Origin of the sequence: Bradyrhizobium sp. CCGB20 (genome assembly GCF_024199855.1) — a bacterium.
GTDB lineage: Bacteria > Pseudomonadota > Alphaproteobacteria > Rhizobiales > Xanthobacteraceae > Bradyrhizobium.
Genome location: NZ_JANADN010000001.1, coordinates 2,985,080 through 3,008,543, shown reverse-complemented (window position 1 = coordinate 3,008,543; position 23,464 = coordinate 2,985,080). Strand labels below are relative to the sequence as shown.

18 protein-coding genes and 1 pseudogene are annotated in these 23,464 nt (G+C 64.2%); 6 read left to right on the top strand and 13 right to left on the bottom strand.

The window, feature by feature from the left end; translation table 11 throughout:
- Positions 1–6: 6 nt before the first annotated feature.
- Entirely contained in the window at positions 7–1,398 is a 1,392-nt protein-coding gene (gene hpnO, locus NLM15_RS13890) for an aminobacteriohopanetriol synthase HpnO (RefSeq protein WP_254117610.1), read from the bottom strand.
- Positions 1,399–1,539: 141 nt separating this feature from the next.
- Here hpnO and NLM15_RS13885 point away from each other — a divergent pair, with 141 nt between their 5' ends.
- The gene (locus NLM15_RS13885; protein WP_254117609.1) at positions 1,540–2,193 is read left to right on the top strand and encodes a DUF2147 domain-containing protein; all 654 of its coding nucleotides are present in this window, start codon (positions 1,540–1,542) and stop codon (positions 2,191–2,193) included.
- Here the strand turns inward: NLM15_RS13885 and NLM15_RS13880 are convergent.
- Positions 2,161–4,749 (bottom strand): MMPL family transporter, encoded by a 2,589-nt coding sequence (locus tag NLM15_RS13880; protein WP_254117607.1) that lies wholly within the window; start codon positions 4,747–4,749, stop codon positions 2,161–2,163. The two genes, NLM15_RS13885 and NLM15_RS13880, sit on opposite strands and share 33 nt — an antisense overlap.
- Before the next feature lie 464 nt (positions 4,750–5,213).
- On the opposite strand from NLM15_RS13880, the gene ispH reads away from it, so the two are divergent.
- Together ispH and hpnH are read left to right on the top strand one after the other, a co-directional pair.
- Positions 5,214–6,140: a 4-hydroxy-3-methylbut-2-enyl diphosphate reductase gene (ispH, locus tag NLM15_RS13875; protein ID WP_254117605.1), complete on the top strand. Its 927-nt coding sequence runs from the start codon at positions 5,214–5,216 to the stop codon at positions 6,138–6,140.
- Between the two features lie 36 nt (positions 6,141–6,176).
- On the top strand, positions 6,177–7,337 hold the full coding sequence (gene hpnH / locus NLM15_RS13870) for an adenosyl-hopene transferase HpnH (RefSeq protein ID WP_254117603.1): 1,161 nt from the start codon (positions 6,177–6,179) through the stop codon (positions 7,335–7,337).
- 562 nt (positions 7,338–7,899) lie between these two features.
- Here hpnH and NLM15_RS13865 read toward each other — a convergent pair.
- Entirely contained in the window at positions 7,900–8,646 is a 747-nt protein-coding gene (locus tag NLM15_RS13865) for an outer membrane protein (RefSeq protein WP_254117601.1), read from the bottom strand.
- A gap of 572 nt (positions 8,647–9,218) precedes the next feature.
- Between NLM15_RS13865 and NLM15_RS13860 the strand changes: the two are divergent.
- Positions 9,219–9,401, top strand: a pseudogene (locus NLM15_RS13860) (hopanoid biosynthesis associated radical SAM protein HpnH); the annotation flags it as partial.
- Between the two features lie 166 nt (positions 9,402–9,567).
- Here NLM15_RS13860 and NLM15_RS13855 read toward each other — a convergent pair.
- The 6 genes from NLM15_RS13855 to NLM15_RS13830 form a co-directional block, all read right to left on the bottom strand.
- Positions 9,568–10,317 (bottom strand): phosphorylase, encoded by a 750-nt coding sequence (locus NLM15_RS13855; RefSeq protein WP_254117599.1) that lies wholly within the window; start codon positions 10,315–10,317, stop codon positions 9,568–9,570.
- Positions 10,314–12,266 (bottom strand): squalene--hopene cyclase, encoded by a 1,953-nt coding sequence (shc, locus tag NLM15_RS13850; RefSeq protein WP_254117597.1) that lies wholly within the window; start codon positions 12,264–12,266, stop codon positions 10,314–10,316. The genes NLM15_RS13855 and shc overlap by 4 nt, the downstream gene beginning before the upstream one ends.
- A 51-nt stretch (positions 12,267–12,317) precedes the next feature.
- Positions 12,318–13,574 (bottom strand): hydroxysqualene dehydroxylase HpnE, encoded by a 1,257-nt coding sequence (gene hpnE / locus NLM15_RS13845; RefSeq protein ID WP_254117596.1) that lies wholly within the window; start codon positions 13,572–13,574, stop codon positions 12,318–12,320.
- Entirely contained in the window at positions 13,574–14,413 is an 840-nt protein-coding gene (gene hpnD, locus NLM15_RS13840) for a presqualene diphosphate synthase HpnD (protein ID WP_254117594.1), read from the bottom strand. Before hpnD ends, hpnE begins: the two co-directional genes overlap by 1 nt.
- Entirely contained in the window at positions 14,403–15,287 is an 885-nt protein-coding gene (gene hpnC, locus NLM15_RS13835; protein ID WP_254117592.1) for a squalene synthase HpnC, read from the bottom strand. Before hpnC ends, hpnD begins: the two co-directional genes overlap by 11 nt.
- Before the next feature lie 190 nt (positions 15,288–15,477).
- Positions 15,478–15,711 carry a hypothetical protein gene (locus tag NLM15_RS13830; RefSeq protein WP_014496823.1) on the bottom strand — a complete coding sequence of 78 codons (234 nt, stop codon included), beginning with the start codon at positions 15,709–15,711 and terminating at the stop codon, positions 15,478–15,480.
- Between the two features lie 460 nt (positions 15,712–16,171).
- Here NLM15_RS13830 and NLM15_RS13825 point away from each other — a divergent pair, with 460 nt between their 5' ends.
- Both NLM15_RS13825 and NLM15_RS13820 read left to right on the top strand, forming a co-directional pair.
- On the top strand, positions 16,172–16,669 hold the full coding sequence (locus tag NLM15_RS13825; protein WP_254117590.1) for a hypothetical protein: 498 nt from the start codon (positions 16,172–16,174) through the stop codon (positions 16,667–16,669).
- 91 nt (positions 16,670–16,760) lie between these two features.
- Positions 16,761–17,594: a hypothetical protein gene (locus NLM15_RS13820; RefSeq protein WP_254117588.1), complete on the top strand. Its 834-nt coding sequence runs from the start codon at positions 16,761–16,763 to the stop codon at positions 17,592–17,594.
- A gap of 15 nt (positions 17,595–17,609) precedes the next feature.
- Here NLM15_RS13820 and NLM15_RS13815 read toward each other — a convergent pair whose 3' ends face one another.
- The 4 genes from NLM15_RS13815 to NLM15_RS13800 form a co-directional block, all read right to left on the bottom strand.
- Positions 17,610–18,392: a class I SAM-dependent methyltransferase gene (locus tag NLM15_RS13815; RefSeq protein WP_256565438.1), complete on the bottom strand. Its 783-nt coding sequence runs from the start codon at positions 18,390–18,392 to the stop codon at positions 17,610–17,612.
- Positions 18,393–18,465: 73 nt separating this feature from the next.
- On the bottom strand, positions 18,466–20,832 hold the full coding sequence (locus NLM15_RS13810; RefSeq protein WP_254117586.1) for an RND family transporter: 2,367 nt from the start codon (positions 20,830–20,832) through the stop codon (positions 18,466–18,468).
- A gap of 205 nt (positions 20,833–21,037) precedes the next feature.
- Positions 21,038–21,823: an ethanolamine ammonia-lyase subunit EutC gene (gene eutC / locus NLM15_RS13805; protein ID WP_254117585.1), complete on the bottom strand. Its 786-nt coding sequence runs from the start codon at positions 21,821–21,823 to the stop codon at positions 21,038–21,040.
- A 6-nt stretch (positions 21,824–21,829) separates the two neighbouring features.
- On the bottom strand, positions 21,830–23,416 hold the full coding sequence (locus tag NLM15_RS13800; RefSeq protein ID WP_254117584.1) for a B12-binding domain-containing radical SAM protein: 1,587 nt from the start codon (positions 23,414–23,416) through the stop codon (positions 21,830–21,832).
- Between the last annotated feature and the right edge of the window lie 48 nt (positions 23,417–23,464).

The following is a 23,464-nucleotide window of genomic DNA, read 5'->3' as shown; positions in this document are numbered from 1 at the left end:
TCAACGTTACGCCGACCGCCGCACCGCGTTGTCCACCAGCGTCTTGCCGAGCGACCAGATCGCGCCGGGGACCTTGTGGCTGCCGGCGATGACGTCGTCGAAGGCGCGCTCGATCCAGGTGCAGTCTTCTTCCGTGATGGTCAGCGGCGGCAGCAGCTTGATGGTGTGGCTGCCGTGGCCGGCGACCTGGGTCAGGATCTTGTGATCCTTGAACAGCGGCACGGTGATGAGCTGGCAGAACAGGCCCTTGTTGGCGGTCTCCAGCACGTTCCAGGACGCGCGCAGCCGCAGCGATTTCGGCGGGCCGAACTCGACGCCGATCATCAGGCCCTTGCCGCGCACTTCCTTCATCAGCTCGTAGCCGGGCACCATGCGCGTCAGCGCGAGGCGCAGCTCGGCGCCGCGTTTGGCGGCGGACTCGATCAGCTTCTCCGATTCCATGACGTCGAGCGTCGCGATGCCCGCTGCCATGGCGAGGTCGTTCTTGGAGAAGGTCGAGCCGTGCACCACCGCACGATCCATCTGGTTGAAGATCTTGTCGAAGATGGCCTTGCGCGTCAGCACCGCGCCGACCGGCACGTGGCCGCCGGACAGCGACTTCGACAGCAGCACCATGTCGGGCTCGACGTTCCAGTGCTCGACCGCGAGGAAGCGGCCGGTGCGGCCCATGCCGGTCTGGATCTCGTCGGCAACGAACAGCGTGCCGTATTTCTTGCAGAGCGCGGCCGCACCCGGCAGGAACTCGTCGGTGGGCATGTTGACGCCCTTGCCCTGGATCGGCTCAACGACGAACGCTGCCACTTCGCGCGAGGCCAGCGCCTTTTCGAGCGCGGCAAGGTCGTTGAACGGGATCGAGGTGCAGCCCGGCAGCAGCGGCTCGAAGCCGGTGCGGAAGTTCGAATCACCGGTCAGCGACAGCGCGCCATAAGTCAGGCCGTGATAGCCGTGGGCGCAATAGACGATACCGGGGCGCCCGGTGGCGCCGCGCGCGAACTTGATCGCGGCCTCGACGCATTCGGCGCCGGAATTGGCGAAGAACGCCTTGTCCAGATAGGGGACATATTTCAGCAGCCGCTCAGCGAGCACGCCGGCGAGCACCGAGACGTCGAACTGGACGAGATTGGGCAGGTCGGCATCGAGCACGCTCTTGAGCGCCTCGCGCATCACCGGGTGATTGCGCCCGATCGCAAACACGCCAAAGCCGGACAACAGGTCGAGGTAGCGCGCGCCCTCGCGATCGTAGAGGTACTGCCCCTGCCCCTTCTGGAAGCCGACATCGTAGCCGATGGTCTTGAGAACCCGAACGAACTGCTCGTTCAGATGCCGATTATGCAGGGTGCTGCGCTGGGCCTGACGGTCCGCGAATAGCTGAGACATGTCTGGATTTGGGCTGTGCATCCGCTACATACTTCGGTTGAGGGCCGTCTCGTCAACTGAAAACGGACCGTTACTGAAAACGGTCTGTGCGGCCTTTTGCCCTTTTTCGGACCATCTTCGCAAGCACAGCTTTAGACCATGTTGCACTGCCAAGGAACTATCATGCGTTTAGCCCTTTACACCGGACTAATACTGGCTGGCGGTTACAGCTGCCTGACACCCGCGCTTGCCGCCGATCCCACCGGCGACTGGCGAGTCGCCGACGGCGTCGCCAACATTCGTGTCGCCCAATGCAATGGCAGCATGTGGGGCGCGGTTTCCTGGGAAAAACAGCCCGGCGGCCGCGATGAATACAATCCGGATGCCTCGAAGAAGACCAGGCCCACACTCGGCATGGCAACCCTGATCGACATGAAGAAAAAGCCCGGCGTCGAGCAGTGGGAAGGACAGGTCTACAACGCCAAGGACGGCCAGCTCTACAGCGCGACCATCACTCCGGCAGGGACCGACCAGCTCGAAATCAAGGGCTGCGTGATGGGCTTCCTCTGCGGCGGCGAGACCTGGACCCGGGTCGGCCCGACGATCCCGTTGAGCACCGCCAACGCCATGGCCAAGGGCACGCCGAAGTCCGGCGCGGCGCCGAAAGCCCAAGGTACGGCGCCTCAAGGCACAGCGCCTCAAGGCACGACCGGTGCTACTGCGCCTGCGCCCGCAGCCCCGAAGGCGGCCGGCGCAGCCAAGCCCGGTCAGAAGAGTGCCGCCGACCCCGTCGGCGACATCTGCCTACTCCCTGAGATTGCGGGGTTTGCCCATTAGGGCCGGCTGGAACAGCAGCACTGCGGCAAGCGTCGTCACCAGCGAGAGTGCGAGCAGCTTGCCCATGCTGGACGTTCCGGGATGGCTCGACAGCCACAGGCTGCCGAACGCGGTCGCCGTCGTCAGCGCGCTGAAAAAGATTGCGCGCGTCAGGCTGGTCTGGAGCAGGTTTGTCCTGCCCGAGCGCCAGGCCACGACATAATAGATCTTGAACGCGACGCCGACGCCGAGCAGCAGCGGGAACGCGACGATGTTCGCGAAGTTGAGCGGCAAGCCGATCAACACGCAGATCTCGAGCGTGACCGCGCCGGCCACCAGCAGCGGCACCAGCGTCATCAGCACGTCGACGAACCGCCGCAGCGTGATCCACAGCAGCAGGCCGATCACCAGCAGCGCATAGATGCCGGCGTGGATGAACGCCTTCACCACGGTGTCGCCGGATTTCAGGATCGAGACCGGCCCGCCGATCGCCGTCGGCTCCGCAGCAAGCACGGCTGCTGCGAATTTGCGCAGCGTGTCGTTGTCGTTGGGATCGCCCTTGGGCAGCGCCTCGACGCGGATGATGCCGTCCTTGCTCTTCCAGGCACTGACGAGATCGGGCGGCAATGACTTCAGGGTGACAGTCTCGGCCTGCATCGCGTTCCGGAGCTGGTCGAACACGATCTTCATCGGCGTGATGAACACGTCCTGCGCCTTGTTCCGCGTAGCCTCGTCGCCATTGGCGAGCTTGTCGAGCGCATCCGCAAGCCGGCGCGAGGCGACCGCACCCGGGCCCTTCGCGTCACCCGCCGTCCGGCGCAGATTGTCGACCGAGGATTTCAGCGAATCGACGTTCTCCTTGTCGGTCGGCGCCGCGTCGACCTGGTCCGGATTGAGCGCGGGATTCAGCACCTTGGCGCCCTGCGCGAGCAGCTTCAGCTTCGGCGGCTGGTCCTGCGGTACGAAGCTGTCGAGCGACATCACCCGCAGCACCTCCGGCACCTTCTCCAGCTTCGCCTCGACCTGCCTCGCCTGCTCCTCCGACGTGGTCATCACGTTGATGGCGTTGGCGCCCGTGTTGGGATCCTTGCGCAGGTCGAGGAAGGTTGCGATCGACTCGGCATGCGGGTTGCGCAGGTTCATCGGGTTGAAGTCGAACTTCATGAAGTAGAGCAGCGGCAGGCCGGCGACCGCCAGCAGCAGCGTGCCGCCGACGACCAGCACACGATGCTTCTCCAGGAAGTGATCGAGCGGGGCCAGGAAGGCGTAGCCGACCGGCTCCATCTCGCCGGGCGGGTTCAGAAGCTTGAGCAGCGCCGGCAGCACGGTGATCGAGGAGAGGAACGCAACCAGCATGCCGACACCGGCGATCTGGCCGAGTTCGGCGATGCCCTTGTAGTCGGTCGGCATGAAGCAGAGGAAGCCGGCCGCAGTCGCCATCGCCGCGAGCGACAGCGGCACCGCCGAGCGTTTCGCAGCCCGCACCAGCGCGGCCGAGAGATCATTGTGCTTGAAGCGCTCGGAGCGGTAGCGGACGCTGTACTGGATGCCGAAATCGACGCCGAGGCCGACGAACAGCACCGCGAACGCGATCGAAAGCAGATTGAACGAGCCGACCATCATCAGACCGGCCGCGGTCGTCAGCGCAAGGCCCACGAAGAGATTGACGAACACCGCGAAGATGATCTTGGCCGAATGCAGCGCCAGCCACAGGATGAGCAGCACGACGAGAACCGTGCCGACGCCGTTGACGACGGCGCCTTCCTGAACGGTGGCGTATTCCTCGTTGGCGATCGGCACCGGACCGGTCAGCCGCACCCGAGCCTGGTACTTGTTGGGAAAATCGAGATCGGCCGCGGCCTTGCGGATCGCGTCGGTGGCATCCTTGCCAGGCTCCAACGCGTTGTAGTCGAGGATTGGCTTGAACTCGATGAAAGCGCGCTTGTCCGAATCCTTCAGCGGCTCGTCGCTGACGAGCTCGCGCCACGAGAAGCTGGCATTGCCCTTGTTGAGCACGGTCTCGACCGTCTGCGCGATCAGGTTGAAGGGCCGCTCGGTGCTGTCGAGCTTGACCTGGCCGCGCTTGACGCCGGCAAGTCCCGTCTCCAGCGCGCCGGTCAGGCCACGGATCGAGGGATCGCCCGCCATGATCTCGATCAGGGGCGCTGCGGATTCGAACTGGCCGGTGATCTTGCCGACTTCTTCTGTCGGCAGGAACAACAGTCCGTTCCTCTCGAAGAACTCGCCGCTTCCGAGTTGCTGCAGCGACTGGAAGTTGGTCTTGTCGTCCTTCAGCCTGGCATAGAGCGCATCTGCCGCCGCGCTCGCCATCTCCGGCGTACGGGCCTCGACCACAGCAAGAATCGTTTCGTTTTGATCGAACGCCTTGTCGAATTGCTGGTCACGCTTGCGCCAGTCGAGATTTTGAGAAATCAGCGAATTGATGTCGGTGTTGATGGCGAAATGGCGCGCAGCGTAATAGCTCGCCCCCACGGACAGCAGGAGCCCGAGAACGACGACAAGGGGGGCAAACCGGGTGCAGGCCTTGACGATGGCAACGACTACGCTTTGCAGCACATCTTTTCTTTCTAGTGTTAACAGCTTGCCGGAAACGCCCGCTCTTTATCGGAGTTCCCGGGCGAAACCTATTGCTGTTTTGAGTGGCTCTCGCCGCACGAAGGTTCGAGGTAAACGGCGAAAGACCGTGGCAAAATCATGCGGGGCGGTCGGTATAGCCGGGGAGTTGAGGCGGGAAAGTGACGAAGAGGTGAGCACAAATGTCGCCATTTTGCTCACGGCAATTACTGTATTATAATACCATGAAATCGGACCGGCGCGGAACCCGGGTTTCACCCGGCCTTTCCTTTTTGCCGATTTTTTGACACAAAGTGCTGTGCCTCCATGCGCCGTGGCCCAGTTTGGGTGGTCAGTTACCGCGTGTGCGAAACCAATGGTGCGGTTATTGCAACTCATTGGGCAGTATCGAGGTGCCGCCGGGGACTTGAGAAGCGGATTGATGCAACTTGCGTGATGGGCGTCCTATGGAAGTTTATCTAGCGCAGCCGCGCGGCTTTTGCGCGGGCGTGGTGCGTGCGATCGAAATCGTGGAACGGGCGCTGGAGAAGTACGGCCCGCCCGTCTACGTGCGCCATGAGATCGTGCACAACAAATACGTGGTCGAGAGCCTGAAGAACAAAGGCGCGATCTTCGTCGAGGAACTGTCCGAGGTGCCGCCGAAGGCGGTGACCGTTTTCAGCGCCCATGGCGTCGCCCGCAGCGTCGAGGAAGAGGCCGCCGCGCGCGACCTTCCGGTGCTCAATGCCACCTGTCCGCTGGTCACGAAAGTTCACAATCAGGGGAAGCGCTACATCACCAAGGGGCGCACTTTGATCCTGATCGGCCATGCCGGCCACCCCGAGGTCGAGGGCACGATGGGCCAGGTTCCCGCCCCGGTGCATCTTGTCCAGAGCGTTCAAGAGGTTAAGGCCCTGACGCTGCCCGCAGATACGCCAGTGGCCTACATCACCCAGACCACCCTGTCGGTCGACGACACCAAGGACATCATTGCGGCCCTCCAGGCCCGCTTTACAGATATTCAAGGTCCGGATATCCGGGATATCTGCTATGCGACACAGAACCGCCAATCTGCGGTAAGGGACTTGAGCAAGCTGGTCGACGTGATCTTGGTGGTGGGCGCCGCCAATAGCTCGAACTCGAACCGGCTCCGCGAAATCGGCACTGAGGCCGGCGTCGCGAGTTATTTGATTGCCGACGGCAGCGCACTCAATCCGGAGTGGTTGAAAGATGCCAGGACCGTTGGCGTCACGGCTGGCGCCTCGGCGCCCGAGGTACTCGTGGATGACGTGATCGAAGCGATGCGGCGGATCGGACCGGTCAAGGTCTCGGTGCTGCCGGGCCGCGAGGAAAACATCGAATTCCGGCTTCCGGCCGAACTGGCTGCGAGCTGACCCACCCGAAATTTCAAGCCCAGAAAGAAACTCGTAATGGCTATCCCCTTCTTCAAGGAAATGCGTATCGGCGGCTATTTGCTCAAGCAGAAGATGCTTGGCCGCAAACGCTATCCGCTCGTCCTGATGCTGGAGCCGCTGTTTCGCTGCAACCTCGCCTGCGTCGGCTGCGGCAAGATCGACTATCCGGATGCGATCCTCAACCGCCGCATGACCGCACAGGAGTGCTGGGACGCGGCCGACGAGTGCGGCGCGCCGATGGTCGCGATTCCCGGCGGCGAACCGCTGATCCACAAGGAGATCGGCGAGATCGTGCGCGGCCTCGTCGAGCGCAAGAAGTTCGTCTCGCTCTGCACCAACGCGCTGCTGCTGGAGAAGAAGCTCGACCTGTTCACGCCCTCCCCGTACCTGTTCTTCTCGGTGCATCTCGACGGCCTGAAGGACCATCACGACAAGGCCGTGTCGCAGAAGGGCGTGTTCGACCGCGCCGTCTCCGCGATCAAGGCGGCCAAGGCGCGCGGCTTCACCGTCAACGTCAACGCCACCATCTTCGACGGCCACCCGGCCGAGGAGATCGCGAAGTTCCTCGACCTCACCGTCGAGCTCGGTGTCGGCGTCTCGATGTCGCCGGGCTACGCCTATGAGCGCGCGCCGGACCAGGAGCACTTCCTCAATCGCACCAAGACCAAGAAGCTGTTCCGCGACGTCTTCGCGATGGGCAAGGGCAAGAAGTGGAATTTCATGCACTCCGGCCTGTTCCTCGACTTCCTCGCCGGCAACCAGGAATACGAGTGCACGCCGTGGGGCATGCCCGCGCGCAACATCTTCGGCTGGCAGAAGCCCTGCTATCTGCTCGGTGAAGGCTACGCAAAAACCTTCAAGGAGCTGATGGACACCACCGACTGGGAGACCTACGGCACCGGCAAGTACGAGAAGTGCGCCGACTGTATGGCCCATTGCGGCTACGAGCCGACGGCGGCGACCGCAGCGCTCAACAACCCGCTGAAGGCGATGTGGGTGTCGCTGCGCGGCATCAGGACCTCGGGCCCGATGGCGCCGGAGATCGACATGTCCAAGCAGCGCCCGGCGCAATACATCTTCTCGGAGCAGGTCCAGAAGAAGCTCTCCGAGATCCGCAAGGACGAGGCCGCGGCCGCGCAGGAGAAGGCTGCTCGCAAGGCTTCGACCGCCGCGTAAAGCGGGACGGCCTGTAGCCCGGATGGAGCGCAAGCGAAATCCGGGACAGTCTCTCCGCGTTGCCAAGCCCCGGATTGCGCTCCGCTCCATCCGGGCTACGGACACCAAAAGAGAAAAGGCCAGGTCGCCCCGCGACCGGGCCTTTTTGTTTATTCAGCTCAAGCCGCAGCGGAATGAGCAGAGCAATGCTGGCCCCAATCGAAAGGGCGCCGGCTCATCGCCTTAATTCGAAACGCGAAGTCCCTGTTGTCCCGAAATCCAATGGACGAGCGATGCTAATGCCATGCTGAGCCAGATACTTCGCGACTACGAAGCAGGCAGGCTTCGGTAACACAGTCGGCACGCCCATCACTGCAATTATCGCGTCTCACTTCAGGGTGCAGTCCACCCTCATTTTCAGGCATTCGTCGACTTGAGCCGCATCCCGGTTCATCAGGCGGACATCCCCGGCTTCTCCAGCGATTCAGGGAAGCAAACTGACCTTCGGCGGATGCGAACGAAAAAAGCCCGACCGCTTGTCGCGGCCGGGCCCAGTTTCGACTGGAACAGGTACTTCAGAAGATCAGTAGCGCGCGACGACCGGGCCGCCGAACTTGTAGTTCACGCCGATCTTGGCGATCGACAGCTTGTTCTTGATGTCGACGTTCGCAATCGTCGTGGCACCCGCCAGCGGTGACAAATCCCAGACGGCGGTCTTCTTGTCGAACTCGATGTAGTTGTATTCGATGAAGGCGCTCCAATTGTGGTCGAAGGCATATTCGGCGCCGAGGCCGAGCACCCAGCCGAGCGGCGTCGAACTCGAGCGCGACTCGAACACGCCCGGGACGCCGATCGAATCGTTGGTGTGCATCCAGGCTGCACCGCCCTTCGCGTAAACCAGCGTGCGATCAGCCACCACACCACCGATGCGGCCCGTGACGGTCGCCAGCCAATCGCTCTTCGTGGTGCAGGTCACAAAGCCGACGCACGTCGTCGAGCCCTTCACGTCCAGTCCGGAGATGTCACCCTGGACGCCGAACACGACCCAGCCGCTCTGCCAGTTGTAACCGAGCTGACCGCCGCCCAGGAAACCGCTGCGGCTGTTCTGTGCGAGAGCAGTGCCGACGGGGACCGCGCCGAGGGCGCCATTGACCGAAGCCAGGGTGGATTCCGTGGTGCCCCAGCCAGCGCCGACATTGCCGCCGAGATAGAACCCGGTCCACGACCACACGGCGGCGGGGGCGTACGGGGCCTTGACGGCCAGGTCGGCCGCAAAGCTCAGGCTCGTTGATGCAAGAAGAAGAGCGGCGGCTGCAAGTTTCGTTTTCATGACTTCCTCGGACTTCCAAAATTCCGGCCAATGGCCATTCACCCAGTGGTAGTACGGGTCATGGAACCCCCGCGCCTAGTGCACTCGCGCAACACTGCTGTCGTTTCGAAACAGGCGAACAGAAATTCGCGCGCAACGCTTCTCAACGCGCGCACGCGACTGCACTGACGGCAACCGTGCAGTGAACAGGCTGACGACAACGAACGAATCGACACGGCCTCAGCTGCAGCGTTTCTGAGTGAAGGCGCTCGTATTCGTGTGTGAGACACTCGCGCATGCGCGAAGCATGCGTTGCCTTCACGCCTTGCTTGGACGAATGGGCGGACGAGCATTGCTTGCAGCGACGACGCGCTGCTTGGGCCGACGCCGATCAAGCGGAGAACATCATAACGACATCCAGTGCGCTGCGCCTTCTGCCTAGCTGCCGTCTTGCATGTCCCTGGTCGCGAAATGGCATCCAAACGCAATCATGGCCAGCTTGAACGTCGCGCCAAACAGAATGCGCAGAGCCAGTCCCATGTCCTCGCTCGAATTACGGTGACAGCACTGTCACCGTAATTCGTAATTCGATGTGGGTGTCGCTGCGCGGCATCCGGACCACGGGTCCGATGGCGCCGGAGATCGACATGTCGAAGCAGCGTCCGGCGCAGTACATCTTCTCGGAGCAGGTTCAGAAGAAGCTTTCCGAGATCCGCAAGGACGAGGCTGCGGCTGCGCAGGAGAACGCTGCTCGCAAGGCTTCGACCGCCGCGTAAAGCGCGAACTTGTAGCCCGGATGGAGCGCAGCGAAATCCGGGACAGTCTTTCCGCGTAGCAAGGCCCCGGATTGCGCTCCGCTCCATCCGGGCTACGGACCCCAAAACAAAAGGCCCGGTCGCTATCGGCGACCGGGCCTTTTCTTTGTCAGCTCGACGAACCCGCTCAGGCCGCCTTCGACACCAGCGTCTCGCTCTCGACGAGCTCGGTGCCGATCAGATAATCGCGGCAGCCGCGCAAGGAGCGCAGCGCGCGGTTGAAGTCGATGCCGGTCGAGACCAGCGCATGCAGCGTCGTTGGATTGCGCACGATGCCGCGCAGCACGGCGGCCAGATCGATCTGGCCGTTCGGCTTGATGGCGGCGCGGGCGAGCGCCGGCAGCGCGCGATGGGCCGGATCGCTGATGACGCGGACCGCGGCAAAGGGCAGCCCCGCCTCGGCGGCGTAGGCAGCCGCGATGTGGCTTTCCATGTCGACGGCCGCCGCTCCCGTCTCCGAATGCAGCGCCGCCTTGCAGGAGCGCCCCGTGACCACTTCCTCGGCACCGGCCAGGCTGCCGCGCACCACGCGGCGGCGGCCCGAGGTCAGGCGGTCGATCAGGTCGTCGCCGAGCGAAAGGCCCGCCGCCCAGCGGGTGTCGCCGGAGAGCACCTCGGTCGCCAGCACGACGTCGCCGGAGCGCAGCGTCGGGTCGAGCCCGCCGGCCACGCCGAACGAGATCACGCCGCGAATCGTATTGGGATCCACCACCGTCAGCAGCGCCCGTAACTGGGTCGGGCTGCTCGACGAACAAATGACCGCCATCCCCGGCCCGGCCGCGATGCGGGCCTCCTGGACCAGTCCGGTCACGATCAGTATCGGCCGCGGGTCGATGGCATTACCCACGGTAATATAGTCCCCCGTCCCCAAAGTCACATTCCGACCCCTACCACCCTGCTGTTGGTGCTCCGCAAGTTCCGATACCGAGCCAGTGCCCACAGCGGAAAGAACTTCGGGTAACCATGATATCGTAGATAGAATACACGGGGAAAGCCCGTGGCGGTGTACCGCTGCTCGTCCCAGAGTCCTTTTTTGTTCTGTGTTGCAATCAGGTACTCCACCCCGCGGGCGACGGCCGGGTGATCAACCTCGCCAGCTGCCATCAGGGCAAGCAAGGCCCATGCCGTTTGCGAGGCGGTCGAGGGGGCGGCCTCCCAGCCCTTGTAATCCAGCCGGTAGCTGACGGCGTCCTCGCCCCAGCCGCCATCGTCGTTCTGGATGGACGACAGCCAGTCGGCGGCTTTGCGAATCATGGGGTCGCTGTGGCTGACCCCGGCCATGTTCAGGGAACACAGCACCGACCAGGTTCCATAGATGAAGTTCATGCCCCAGCGGCCGTACCAGGACCCCTCAGGGTGCTGGGTCTTCCTGAGGTAGGCGACCCCGTCGGCGACATGCTTGCTGGTCTTCTCGGTCTCGCCGAGCTGGGCCAGCATGGAGATGCAGCGCGCGGTGACGTCCTCGGTCGGCGGATCGAGCAGCGCGCCATGGTCCGAGAACGGAATGTTGTTCAGGTAATATTCGAGGTTGTTCACGTCGAAGGCAGCCCAGCCGCCGTCGTCGCTCTGCATGCCCTCGATCCACTCCCGGCCGCGGTCGATCGCGGCATCATAGCCGGTCGTTCCGTGCTCCCGTCGCATGCGGTCCATCGACATCACCACCACCGCGGTGTCGTCGAGATCGGGATAATGGGCATTGTTGTACTGGAAGGCCCAGCCGCCCGGGCGCACGTCGGGGCGCTTCACCGCCCAGTCGCCCTTCACCTCGAGCTCCTGCTTCGGGATCAGCCAGTCGAGGCCCTGCTTGGCCGCAGGCACCGCCGTATCGCCGCCGGCCTCCAGCAGCGCGTGGGCCGTCAGCGTCGTATCCCACACCGGAGAGACGCAGGGCTGGCAGTAGGCTTCGTCGTCGCCAATCACGAGCAGCTTGTCGATGCCCCGGCGCGTGATCGCGCGCGGCGGGAAGTTCTCGTCCTTGCCGAGCGCGTCGTACATCATGACGATGTTGGCCATGGGCGGATAGATCGCGCCCATGCCGTCCTCGCCGTTGAGCCGCTCCTCGGTGAAGGCGAGCGCCGCATCGATCGCGCGCTTGCGCAGGCTCTTCGGAAACATCGGCTCGATCACGCGCAAAATGCCGTCGAGCGCGCGGAACAGCACGAACCAGGCCATGCTCTGGTGCGGCGCTTTCGCGGTCATGCCGATCGAGCGCGGATCCTGGAGAAACAGCTCGTCGATCCCGACGCCCTTCGGATTCTTCGCGCGCGGCTTCAGCGCGGCGAGCACCATCAGCGGCACCATGGTGGTGCGCGCCCAGTAGGAGATCTTGTTGAGGTGGAACGGCGACCAGAACGGCAGCAGCACGATCTCGATCGGCAGCACCGGCACCGCGCGCCAGGTCACCACGCCGAACATCGCCAGAAGGAAGCGCGTGAAGACGTTGCTGTTGATCGCGCCGCCACGGGCATGGATCGCCTCGCGCGCACGCACCATGTGAGGCGCGTCGACGGAGTCACCGATCATCTTCAGCGCGAAGTAAGCCTTCACGCTGGCGCTCATGTCGAACTCGCCGTCATGCACCAGCGGCCAGCCGCCGTGAGCACCCTGGACGCGGCGCAGATAGTTGCCGATCTTGGCCTCGAGCACGGTGTCGACCGGCTCGGCGAGATAATGGCGCAGCAGGATGTATTCGGCCGGAATCGTGCAGTCGGCTTCGAGCTCGAACACCCAATGGCCGTCGGATTGCTGGAAGCCGAGGACGCCTTGTGTGGCCGACGCAATGCTCGATTCCAGGGCCTCGCGGCTGGTCGCGTTCACGGAATCCATGTCGCTCGATTGCTCCGATAGTCGATTGAAATTTGACCGGGACGATGCCCGTCAGGGCCGCTTTGCGGCCAAAACCAGATCAGCGGCACGATCACCCGACCGGACCGATCCCTCGATGGTTGCAGGCAATCCCGTAGCAGTCCAATCGCCGGCAAGGAACAGGTTTTTCAGCGCGGTGACCGGCCCCGGACGCAGGGCATTCTGCGCTGGCGTCGCCGCAAATGTGGCACGGCGCTCGCGCACGATCTGCCAGGGCGGCAACTCGCCGGACACGCCGCCCGCCTCGCAGACGTCGTTCCAGATCGCCTGCGCGAGTTCCTCGCGCGGCATGTCGACCAGGCGGTCGCCATTGCTGATGGTGACGGAGAGCCGGTTCGGGAATGCGAACAGCCACTCCACGACGCCGCCGATCACGCCGAGGATCGGCGCCGAGCCCGGCGGCGGCTCAAAACGGAAATGCGCGTTCACGATGGCGCGGAACTCGGTCGGTGTCTTCAAGCCGGGCAGCAGGCTAGCTGCGGCGCGCGGCGGCACCGCCATCACGACGACATCGCCCTCACCGAGCTGGATCACATCCTCGCCGCCGAAATTCAGCGCGCCGACCTTGCTGTCGCTGCTCGCAAACGAACGCAGCTCATGGCCGAGCTGAACGGTGTGACCGCGCTCAGTCAAGAATTTCACAGCGGGCTCGATCAGCACGGCGCTGAGACCGTCGCGTGCGATCAGCGGACGGCAGGCCTGTCCGCCGGCCAGCAGCGTCTCGCGCACGATGGCGCCGGCAAGTCCGGCCGAGCCCTCGGGCGGATCGACGTTGAGCGCCGCAAGCAGCAGCGGCTGCACTAGGCGCTGATAAAGAACGCCTTCAGTAGGAATGGACTTGCCGACCAGCGTCTCCTCCGACGCCCAGATCAGCGGCGCCAGCTTGAGATAATCGGTGAGGCCGGTGTCGGGAACGCGGCGGCCCTCGTCGAGCACCCAGGTCGGCAGCCGGCCATCGCCGAGATCGATCTGCCAGCGCTGCCCGGTCTTGATATCGACGAACGGAAACTGCGCGCGTTCGGGGCCGACGAGGCCCGCCTCGGTGCCGATCGAGCGCGCATAGGCACGCGCATGGCTGTTGCCCGACAGCAGCAGATGATTGCCGTTGTCGATGGTGAGGTTGGTGGCGCCGTCGAAATAGGAACGGCAGCGGCCGCCGGCCTGGTGCGTCGCCTCGTGCACGGCGACCTTGTAGCCGGCATTGGCGAGCCGCACGGCGGCGGAGAGGCCGGAAATTCCGGCGCCGATGATATGAGCTGTCTTTTGCATCAGATGAAAGCGTAACGGAGCAGGATCAGGATGCGCGTGACCTTCGACACGCGCACCGGTTCACGCGGCGCGTTGAAGCCGCGCGCGATCAGGAGGTCCAGAATGGAATGATAGTATTTCGACATGATCCGCGGCGCGCGTACGGCGCGGCGCTTGTTGCGGTTCATGATCTCGTCCGACTTCTCGAAATGCGCCTTGGCACGCTGCGTCAACGGCAGACAGACCTTCGGCAGCGCCCGCTCGGCGATCACCCGGTTCGGATCGTTGGAGGTGATGCCGGCATGCAGCAGCGCCTCGCGCGGCAGATAGAGCCGGCCGAGGCCGGCGTCCTCGTCGATGTCGCGCAGGATGTTGGTGAGCTGAAGCGCGCGGCCGAGATGGTAGGCGAGCTGGATGCCGTCTTCCTCCGGCAAGCCGAACACCCGCACCGACAGCCGTCCCACGGCGCTGGCGACACGATCGCAGTAGAGATCCAGAGTCGCCATGTCCGGCGCGCGGATGTCCTGCGGCACGTCCATTTCCATGCCGTCGACGATCGCAAGGAAGTCTTCCCGCTTGAGGCCGAAGGTCTTCACCGAGGCGACGTAGTCCTTCAGCCGCGGCGGCGGATTGCCCTGATAGAGCGCGTCGATGTCGTTGCGCCACTCTTGAAGCGCGGCGAGCCGCTCGTCGCGCGGGCCGTCGGAATCGGCGATGTCGTCGACCTGGCGGCAGAAGCTGTAGATCTGGAACATCGCTTCGCGCTGGTCATGCGGCAGGATCCGCATCGCAGCGTAGAAGGAGCTGTTCGATGCGGTCGAGCCATAATTGGCGCCGGGCGAGGCCGCCTCAAGCGTCATGTGCAGTCCCCGGTCTGGAAATGGCCTTGCGTCCGATCGCGCGGCGGCCGACTTCGCCGATCATTCCGGCGAGGCTGAAGGTGAGAAGCTCGAACTTGTTCAGATGCACGCGCTCGCGCAGGGGATCGCGCACCTTCAACAGGCGCACGATGCGGTCGGCATAGGCCTGGATCACCGCGACGTCGACGCCGAGGCGGAAGTCCCGGATCTCCGCACTCAGCGACCTGCCCTCGTCGAGCAGGGCTTCGTTGCGAACGGCGAGCGCCTGAAGGCAGGCCAGCATCGCCGGCGGCGACTGCGTCAGCCCGAGCTGCTCGACCGAGGCGCCGCTTGCAGCCAGCGCGTCGCGCGGCAGATAGACGCGATTGAGCTCGCGAAAATCCTTGCCGCAATCCTGGAGATGGTTGTTGATCTGGAGCGCCGCGCAAAGCGCGTCCGAGGCCGCCCAGGTCGAGGTGCTCTCGCCGTGGACATCGAGCATGAAGCGCCCGACCGGCATCGCCGAGTAGCGGCAATAGTGGATCACCTCGTCCCAGTTCTCGTAGCGCAGCTTGGTCACGTCCATGCGGAACGCGATGAGCACGTCGAGCGCGTGGCGCGGCGCCATGCCGCGCTCGGCCAGCGCGCGGCGCAAGATCACGGCTTCGGCCTGGGTGTCACCCTTGCCGAGCAGTTCCGCCTCGAGCAGGTCGAGATAGCCAAGCTTCTCGTCGGGCGGCAGCGTCGCGTGATCGGCGATGTCGTCGGCTGTGCGGACGAAATTGTAGTACGCGAGGATCAGCGCGCGATGACGGGGATGAATGATCCAGGACGCGACGGGAAAATTCTCGTCGCGGTCACCTTTGCCGGATCGCAATTCGCTCGCAGAGGTCATCGAGGGCTGGTTTACAATCGTTTGGACAGGAAGGGCTTTTCGCTCGCGCGGGCTCGTGCCGGCGATGCCGCCGCGGCCCCCATATAGGGGAATACGGCCGCAAAACCAATCCTGTCTCTCGATGGCTGCCCTTCCGGATCCGGCCCGAAAAGGCGGCCCCGGGGCCGCCCTTGTGGGCCAGTGGCCGAGCTTACTGGTTGTGATTCTTCAGGACCTGGTCGCAGGCCTGCGAGATCTTGGCCCGGTTCTCCTTGAGGCAGGCCAGGATGGTGAAATCGCCCTGGTCGATGACCGGACGGCAGAACTTCTGCACATCGCGCGTGCAGGCCTTCTGCTCGGCGTCCGTACCGCGTCCTGCCTGGGCGAATGCCGCCGTCGAAAGGGATGCCGACAGCAGGGTGAGAGCGACGAGAAGCTTACGCATTGTATTCCTTCATTCTGACGGCAGAACCGCACCGATCCCGGACAGCACAGGGCGGACGACCGGAACGGATTGTTCTGATGGCAAGTCGCCGCGGAAAGTGCGGCCTCGGAGAAGCCACAAGCACTGGCAAATGCGGCCAAATTGGCGCCACACCCACCAAATCAGGTCTTCCCACGCTCTTCATTGGCAGATGTAAGGGTTTGATACTACGTCATAATTCTGGCACACCGCGTTTTGATGCACACCTGTTGCAGAGCTGCATCTCTCCGCCCTGCCTTTCCCGCCAGAAACACAGCGAAACAGAGGGAATCGCGAGGTCCGAGCCCGGCGCGAGGCGTCGTGAACCGCCATCCCTGGCTGCCAGGCTTTGAACCTGACACAGCCTCGGAACACTAAACCTTCGATGTGGCGAGACGTTCTAGATTGTAAGCGAACGTCATTCGAAAACGGGATACTCAAAATGCAATTCTTTGGACGATCTGGACAGGCAATCAAGGCGGCCGGCATCGGGGCTGCGCTGCTCTTCTCAGTTTCGGCAAGCCATGCTCAGTCGTCCGGACCGTTCGCCGGTTTCGACGGTGCGTGGGCCGGCACCGGCACGGTGTCGCTGTCCGACGGCACCACCGAGCGTATCCGCTGCAAGGCCGACTACAAGGTCGCCGGCACCGGTCTCAGCCTCAAGCAGGCCCTGCACTGCGCGTCCGACAGCTACAAGTTCGACCTCACCAGCGACGTGACGAGCCAGGGCGAACGAATCTCCGGCAATTGGAGCGAGACCAACCGCAACATCTTCGGCAATCTCCAGGGCACTGCCGGCGGCGGCCAGATCGAGGTGTTCGTCGAGGCCAACGGCTTCGCCGCCAATTTGTCGCTGCGCACCAACGGCACCAAGCAGACGGTGCAGATCTCCTCCAAGGGCGAGATCCGCGGCGTCAACATCACGATGACAAAGGGCTGAGACCTCCCTCGGCTGAGAGAAACACGGCCCCCGGTTCTCGCGAACCGGGGGCTTTTTGCTGACATGAGCGTGCACGGACGGATTCACTGAGATGGACCCAATTCGCAGACATCTGCTCAAGGCCGGGCTCTTCGTGGCCACGCGGGCCTTCGCCAATGATCAGCAGGCTACCAACATGCAGCCTTCATCCGTGAAGCCCCGTCACGTGCTCTGCTTTCTCGGCAAGAACGAAAGCCTGCTGCAACCGCCAAAGGCGGTGGCCAAGACGATCGCCGATTTCGGCTTCGAGATCGACCGCACCTATTCACAAGCCAAACCCGATCCGCGCATGGAGCGGTCATTCGGCGTGTGCTGGGACCGGGCCTTCCCGAAAGCATGGTCCGCGTCCGACGAGGCCGCTGTGGTCAACCACAAATCGGTGCTCTACGTGCGGAGCCCGCCGATAGATCAGCAGGAGAAGGCGCCTGCCTGTTCGGCGGCGGCCTTGGTGATCGTGGACGAGATGTTCGACGCGGGTGCCGTTGCTGCGAAAGGCGAAAGTGCCGGCGTCGCCCACGGCGTCGCGCGATGGCGCAGTCTCGCCGACCAGGCACGCAAAGGTTCGATGACCAGCCAGGGCCTCGCCATGACCGCCGCCGTCACCAACGCGTGTCGTCTTGCGTTCGCCAAGCGTCCGCTCGCCGGCGATCGCTATTTCGAAACCGTCGGTCATCACCTCGTCGGCTTGCCGGAAGTCTATGTCGCGAAATCGCGCGGCAGCGACCGGGACGCGGTGAAGCTGATGGACGAAATTGCCGACGCGATGGCCGAGCGCGGCATCGAGGCGACGCTGCAGGACCGCAAGCTCACGCTGTTGCGGGAGCAGGACTACGCCGAGACCGATTTCAAGTTCAATCCGTACGGCGTCATCCGCATCGAGGCGTGAGCGCGATACACCACATCAGTCCTTCCGCGCGACGCATTCGCACCGGCACCTGAAATACACCGCATCCGGATCGTCTCCCCAGATCTCCCATCCGGCAAGCGCAGCCCGAATTTCATCATCCGTCGCGATCCCCTTGCCGACGAGTTGCGGCCCGAGGCCGCGCAAGCTTCGCCGCGCGTCTGCGACGGCCTCGCTGCGGCTCGCGGCGTCGGCACTGTGGTTGACGTAGCTGGCGCCCGCCCAGACCGGCGTGAAACCGTGGGCGCGAAGGATCGAACTCTGCCGGCGGCCGAAGAAAAGCGCCTCCGGATCGTCGTGCTCGTACCAGCGTTGCCAGAGATCGAGCGCGAGACGCACGCCGGCGAGTTCGGGATGAAGAACATTGCCGCCGACATCGGCATCGCGCGTAGCGACGAAGCCGCCCGGCTTCAGTACCCGGCGGGCCTCTGCCAGCGTTCGGGCGAGTGTCGCCCGGCTCTGATGATAGAGCACCGCGTGAAAGAACACGGCATCGAACGATCCATCCTCGAACGGAAGCGCGGTCATGTCGGCTTCAAGAAAGCCGAGGTTGGTCAAGCCTGCCGCCGCCGCGAGCGCGCTAGCGGCGGCGATCGCCCTCGGCGCGATATCGACGCCGACCGCCTTTCCGACGCGGTCCGCGAGTGCAGCCGTGATGGTTCCGGGCCCACAGCCGGCGTCGAGCAGAACCATGTCCGATGTCAGGAACGGGACAAAAAAGGCGGCGCAATCGCCGCCTCGCTTCTGCTGAAACTCCACGATGGAGCTGTCGTGCCGCATGACGCATCCTCGGCCGGAACTCCGGCGCAGTCGTTCAGACTGCGCCGATTCCATGTCCGAGGGATGAAGCCGCTCAGATCGCCGGCTTGTCGGGGCCCTGCAGCCTGGCGTGCAAATTGATCAGCCACATCGCCGTCGGCCGCAGGATGAAGAGGTCGGCGACGAGGGCCATGACCATCGAGAAGGCGCTGAGCCAGCCGAACAGCCGCAGCGACGGCAGGTCGGAGAACACGGTGACGACGAGGCCGCAGGCCAGCACCACCGTGGTCAGGATCAGCGCCGGTCCGACCAGCACGGTCGCCCGCTCCACCGCAAGCGCCGAGCCGACGCCCGGCTTGCTTTCGAGCCTGAGGCGGTTGAGGAAGTGGATGGTGGCGCTGAGCCCCAAGCCGAACGAGACGGTGAGCGCGACGACGCTGGCGAACTGCAGCCCCTCGCCCATCGCCCACAGCACCGTCCCCGACATCACCACCGGGAAGATGCCCGGCAGGATGCAGGCGAACATCACGACCCAGGAGCGGAACGCAAGGCCAATGAAGATCGCGACCAGCGCAAACTCGACGGTGAGGCCGCGGTTCAGCTTCTCGATCATGCTCGCCGAATTGCGCGCCGCGATCGCGGCAAGTCCCGTTACCGCGATCTCGTAGCCGGGATGCTTCTTGCGAACGGCGTCGAGCTCGGAATCTAGCTTGTCGACGATCGGCAGCAGCTGGCTGGAATCCTTGTCCGGCACGCGGCCCGCGACCACGACGGCATCCTGCTCGGCGTCGATGAACCGCCGCACCAGATGCTCGGGAATGACGCTCACATATTCCTTCAGCGTCGCGACGTCTGCGTTGCCGGCCTTTTCCGCAAGCCAGCGGCGCAGGGTCTCAAGCGACCAGACATTGCCGACACCGGCCGCCTTCTCGACGGTCGCATGCACGTCCGCGATGGTCTGGAGCGTCTCCGGCGAATAGAGCGTCTCACCCTTCGGAAACTGGACCAGCACGTTGACCGGATTGGCGCCGGTGAGCTTGGCGTCGAGCCGGTCGCTGGCGGCGACGGCCTGGCGCTTGTCCGGCACCTGGTCGGCGAGGCGGTAGCGCGGCTCCAGGTTGGCGTAGATGACACCGAGACCGCCGACGAACAGCACGGCGATCAGGCTGAACAGGCCGGGACGACCGACCATGCGCACCGCGATCCAGTAGCAGAAATTGCGCAGCGCCTGGACGCCGGCATCCGCGCTCTGGAACTTGACCGCGAACGTCTTCTCGTTGCGCACCAGCAGCACGCCGAACACCGGCACCAGCGACAGCACCGCGACCAGCGCGATGATGGTGGCGGCGAGGCCCGCCTCGCCGAACTTGCGGATCAGGTCGGAGTCCGAGAATTGCAACGCAATGAAGGAAATGCCGGCAGTGCCGTGCGTCAGCACGCAGGCTGGTCCCACCACCAGCACGGCGTTCTTGAACGCGGTGAACTTGTCCTGGCCCGCGATCAGCCGGTCGCGCGCAGCAAAGGTCAGCTGCATCGAGTCGGAGAAGCTGATGACCATGATGAGCGGCGTCATCACGTTCAGGAACATGTTGAGGTTGAAATTGGCCCAGCCGAGCGCACCGAGCGCCAGCAGGATCGCGATCATCGGCGGGAACGCCGCCGCCACCATGAACGAGATCTTGCGGAAGAAGATGATGGCGATGATGCAGCCGGCGAGAATGCCGAGGATGTTGTAGGTGAGCCCGTCGCGCTCGACCGCGTTGCGGATCTCGAGCTGCATCACCGGCACGCCGGAGAGCTGCACGTTGAGCCCGGTGTCGCCGAGGTCTTCCTTCATCAGCGCACGGATGTCGGCGACGGTCTTGGTCAGCTTGCTGGAGGCGACCACCTGGGGATCGAGCGACAGCACGATCAGTGCCAGCGTGCCGTCCTCCGACAACAGCTTGCCGCGGATGATCTCGTTGTTCTTGACGGTCTCGATGAACTTGTCATAGGCCGCGCCCTCGGGCAGCTCGGGCGGGAACAGCGCCGCCGGCAGCTTGCCCGGTGCGGGCGCCTGCCGCGCGGAGAACAGCGAGACCAGGCCGCGCGTGCCTTCGACCAGCTGCATGTCGGTGACGAAGTCGCGCAGCTTCTCGAGGTTGTTGCGCGCCAGCAGGTTCTTGCCTTCGACCACGACGAGAACGTCGAATTCCTCGGCCGGGAACTTCTTGGTCACCTCTTCGTACTGCTTGAATTCGCGGGTGTCGGAGCGGAACAGCTGCGACAGCGAATCGTCGATCTTGATCCGGTGGATGCCGAATACCGCACCGACGATCAGCGCCAGCAGGACGATGCAGGAGAGGATCGGCGCCCGGACGGCGATCAGCCCGATACGCTCCAGCCCGAAGGCGATCGAGGACGTCGGTCCCTGCTCGACCTTGTCGACATGAACCTCATTCTCGCGGTGCTTTTCGAGCATGCCTTGTCCAGTTCCTAAATCGGCTCGGTCTATGAGCTTGTTGCGCCCCGCGAACGGCTTGAAAATGCCATACCAATGGGAGGCTTGCCCGTTGAAAATGCGCGGAAAATCGCCGCGGGGGGTTTAGCAGGTCAAGAGGCCATCTCGCAAGCAGGCGAAGTGTGGCCAAATCGATCAAGATGTGGGGATTTTGCCGGAATGCCCGTCATTCGGGCAGGGTCGTGCCGATTCGACGCGGTGCGCGGTCCGCGCTCTCATCCTTCAGCGCCACGCCGGTGACCTCCCGGGCCAGCCCCTCGCGGATCAGCCAGGCGATCTTGAAGGCGGCCTCGTCATAGCTCAACCCGGCCTTGTGGATGTTCGAGACGCAATTGCGCTCGGCGTCGGTGCGGCCGGGCTTCGGCGCGAAGGTCAGATAAGCGCCGAGGCTGTCGGGCGCCGACAGGCCGGGCCGCTCGCCGATCAGCGTCACCACCATGCGGGCGCCGAGAATCGCGCCGATCTCGTCGCCGAGCGCGACGCGCGCGCCTGAGGCGACAACGACGCGTCCGATCGCGACATCGTCCCCCTGCGCGAGCAGCGGCAGCAGATGAGACACCAGCGCCACCGCATGGGCGTGGACCGCCGCTGCCGACAGGCCGTCGCCGATCACGACCGCGAGCTGACACGGCTCCGAGGCCCCGCGTGCGAGAAGCTCCGCCGATTCGGCATCGAGCTGTCGTCCCAGATCCGGCCGCCGCAAATAATCGCTGCGGTCGACCGCCCGGCTCCGCGCCTCGGTAACGACGAGACCGAGCGCGCCGAGATCGGCGGCCAGTTGCGGCGCGTCGAAGACGGCATGCACGGCATCGCGTGCGCGGGCATGGTCCAGCGTGAAATCGAGCAGGGCCCTCGTCGGCACGCTCGCGCCGCTGCGGCCGAGCGCAACCCGCGCGGGCGTGAGCGAGCGCAGATCGAGGGTCGGGCGGCGCGGAACGGCCGGATCAGACATGCGGCGTCATTCGGCGGGAACGGAGGCCTCGCGCAGCCGCAGCGAATAGTTCGAGGCGTTCTGCTTGCCGCTGGAGGCCGCGCGCGCAAAGGTGATGAGATGGTGCGCGATCAGGGTGCAGCCGATCAGCCCTTCGAGATCGCCGCGCTTGATGCGCCCGAACGCGAACTTCCAGAACACGCGCCTGTAGTCGCCGAGCACGCCGACCTTCCAGAAGATGTTGCGCAGCATGACGAGGCCGCGCCTGATGTTGGGCCAGGTCTTCATCTCGTCCGGCGTCGGCATCTTGAGGCGGTGCACGTAGACATGGTCGCATTGATACTGGAAGCGCGCGTAGACCTTCTCGGGCTCATAGGCGACGCCCATGGCGTGCTTCCAGGATGCGACGACGTCGTCATAGGGCAGCAGGAAGTCGACGTTGGAATCGCGGCCGTCGTCCTCGATCAGGCGCCCCTCGCGCTCCAGACGGTCCCACAGCGGCGTCTTCGGCAGCGCCTGAAGCAGGTTGATGGTGAGCAGCGGAATCCGGGATTCCTCGACAAAGGAAAGCAGCGCTTCGGAGGTGTTCGGCTTGTCGGTGTCGAGCCCCATGATGATGCCGGACACGACCTCCATGCCGTAGGAGTTGATGGTGCGCACCCCCTCGAGGATCGGGACCATCATGTTATGGTCCTTGTGCATTGCCTTCAGCGCGTCGGGATCGGGCGTCTCGATGCCGCAGAAGATGGTGATGAAATAGGCCTCGCGCATCTTCTCGAGGATCTCGGGCCGCTTGGCGATATTGAGCGTCGCCTCGCAGGCGAGCCGCACCACGTAGCCGGTCTTCTTCTGCCATTCGATCAGATGCGGCAGCAGATCCATCGCCGCCTTGCGGTTGCCGATGAAATTGTCGTCGACGAAATACACCGTGTCGGTCATGCCGCATTCGCGCAGCCGGTCGAGCTCGGCGATGATCTGCTCCGGCGTTTTGATGCGCGGGTTGCGCCCGTAGAGGCCGGGGATGTCGCAGAACTCGCACTGATAGGGACAGCCGCTGGAATACTGGATGCTGCCGAGGAAGTATTTCTTCACGTCGGCGAGTTCATAGGCCGGGATCGGAAACTCCGTCATCGGCACGCGGTCCTTGGTGGTCAGCACCACCTGTGCCTCGGGGCGCGCCGTGTCGCGCGCCAGAATCTCGATCAGCTGATTGGTGGCGTCGCCGAGTTCGCCGACATGGAGATAGTCGAAGGACGGATAATAGTCCGGGCAGGCGCTGACCGAGGGGCCGCCGAGCGCGACCGGCAGATCGAATTCATGGGCGCGGCGGCAGATGTCGTTCATCTGCTGGCGCTGGATGTGCATGCCGCTGACGAAGACCGCCTCCGCCCACGCGAACTCCTCTTTCGTGGTGCGGCGGAGGTTCTCGTCGACGAACTTGACCTGCCACTGCTCGGGCAGATAGGCCGCGAGCAGCAAAAGTCCCTGCGGCGGCATGAAGGCGCAGACGCCGTCGGTCAGCGGGTAGGAATGCTCGAACGTCCCGAACGACGAGGTGTATCGCGGAAACACGCAGAGAATCCGCCGGGCCGTACCGTTACTTTCAGCTCGCATCAAAACTCCCCCAGCCACGTCGACAGGTGCGGAAATTGCCAGCCAGAC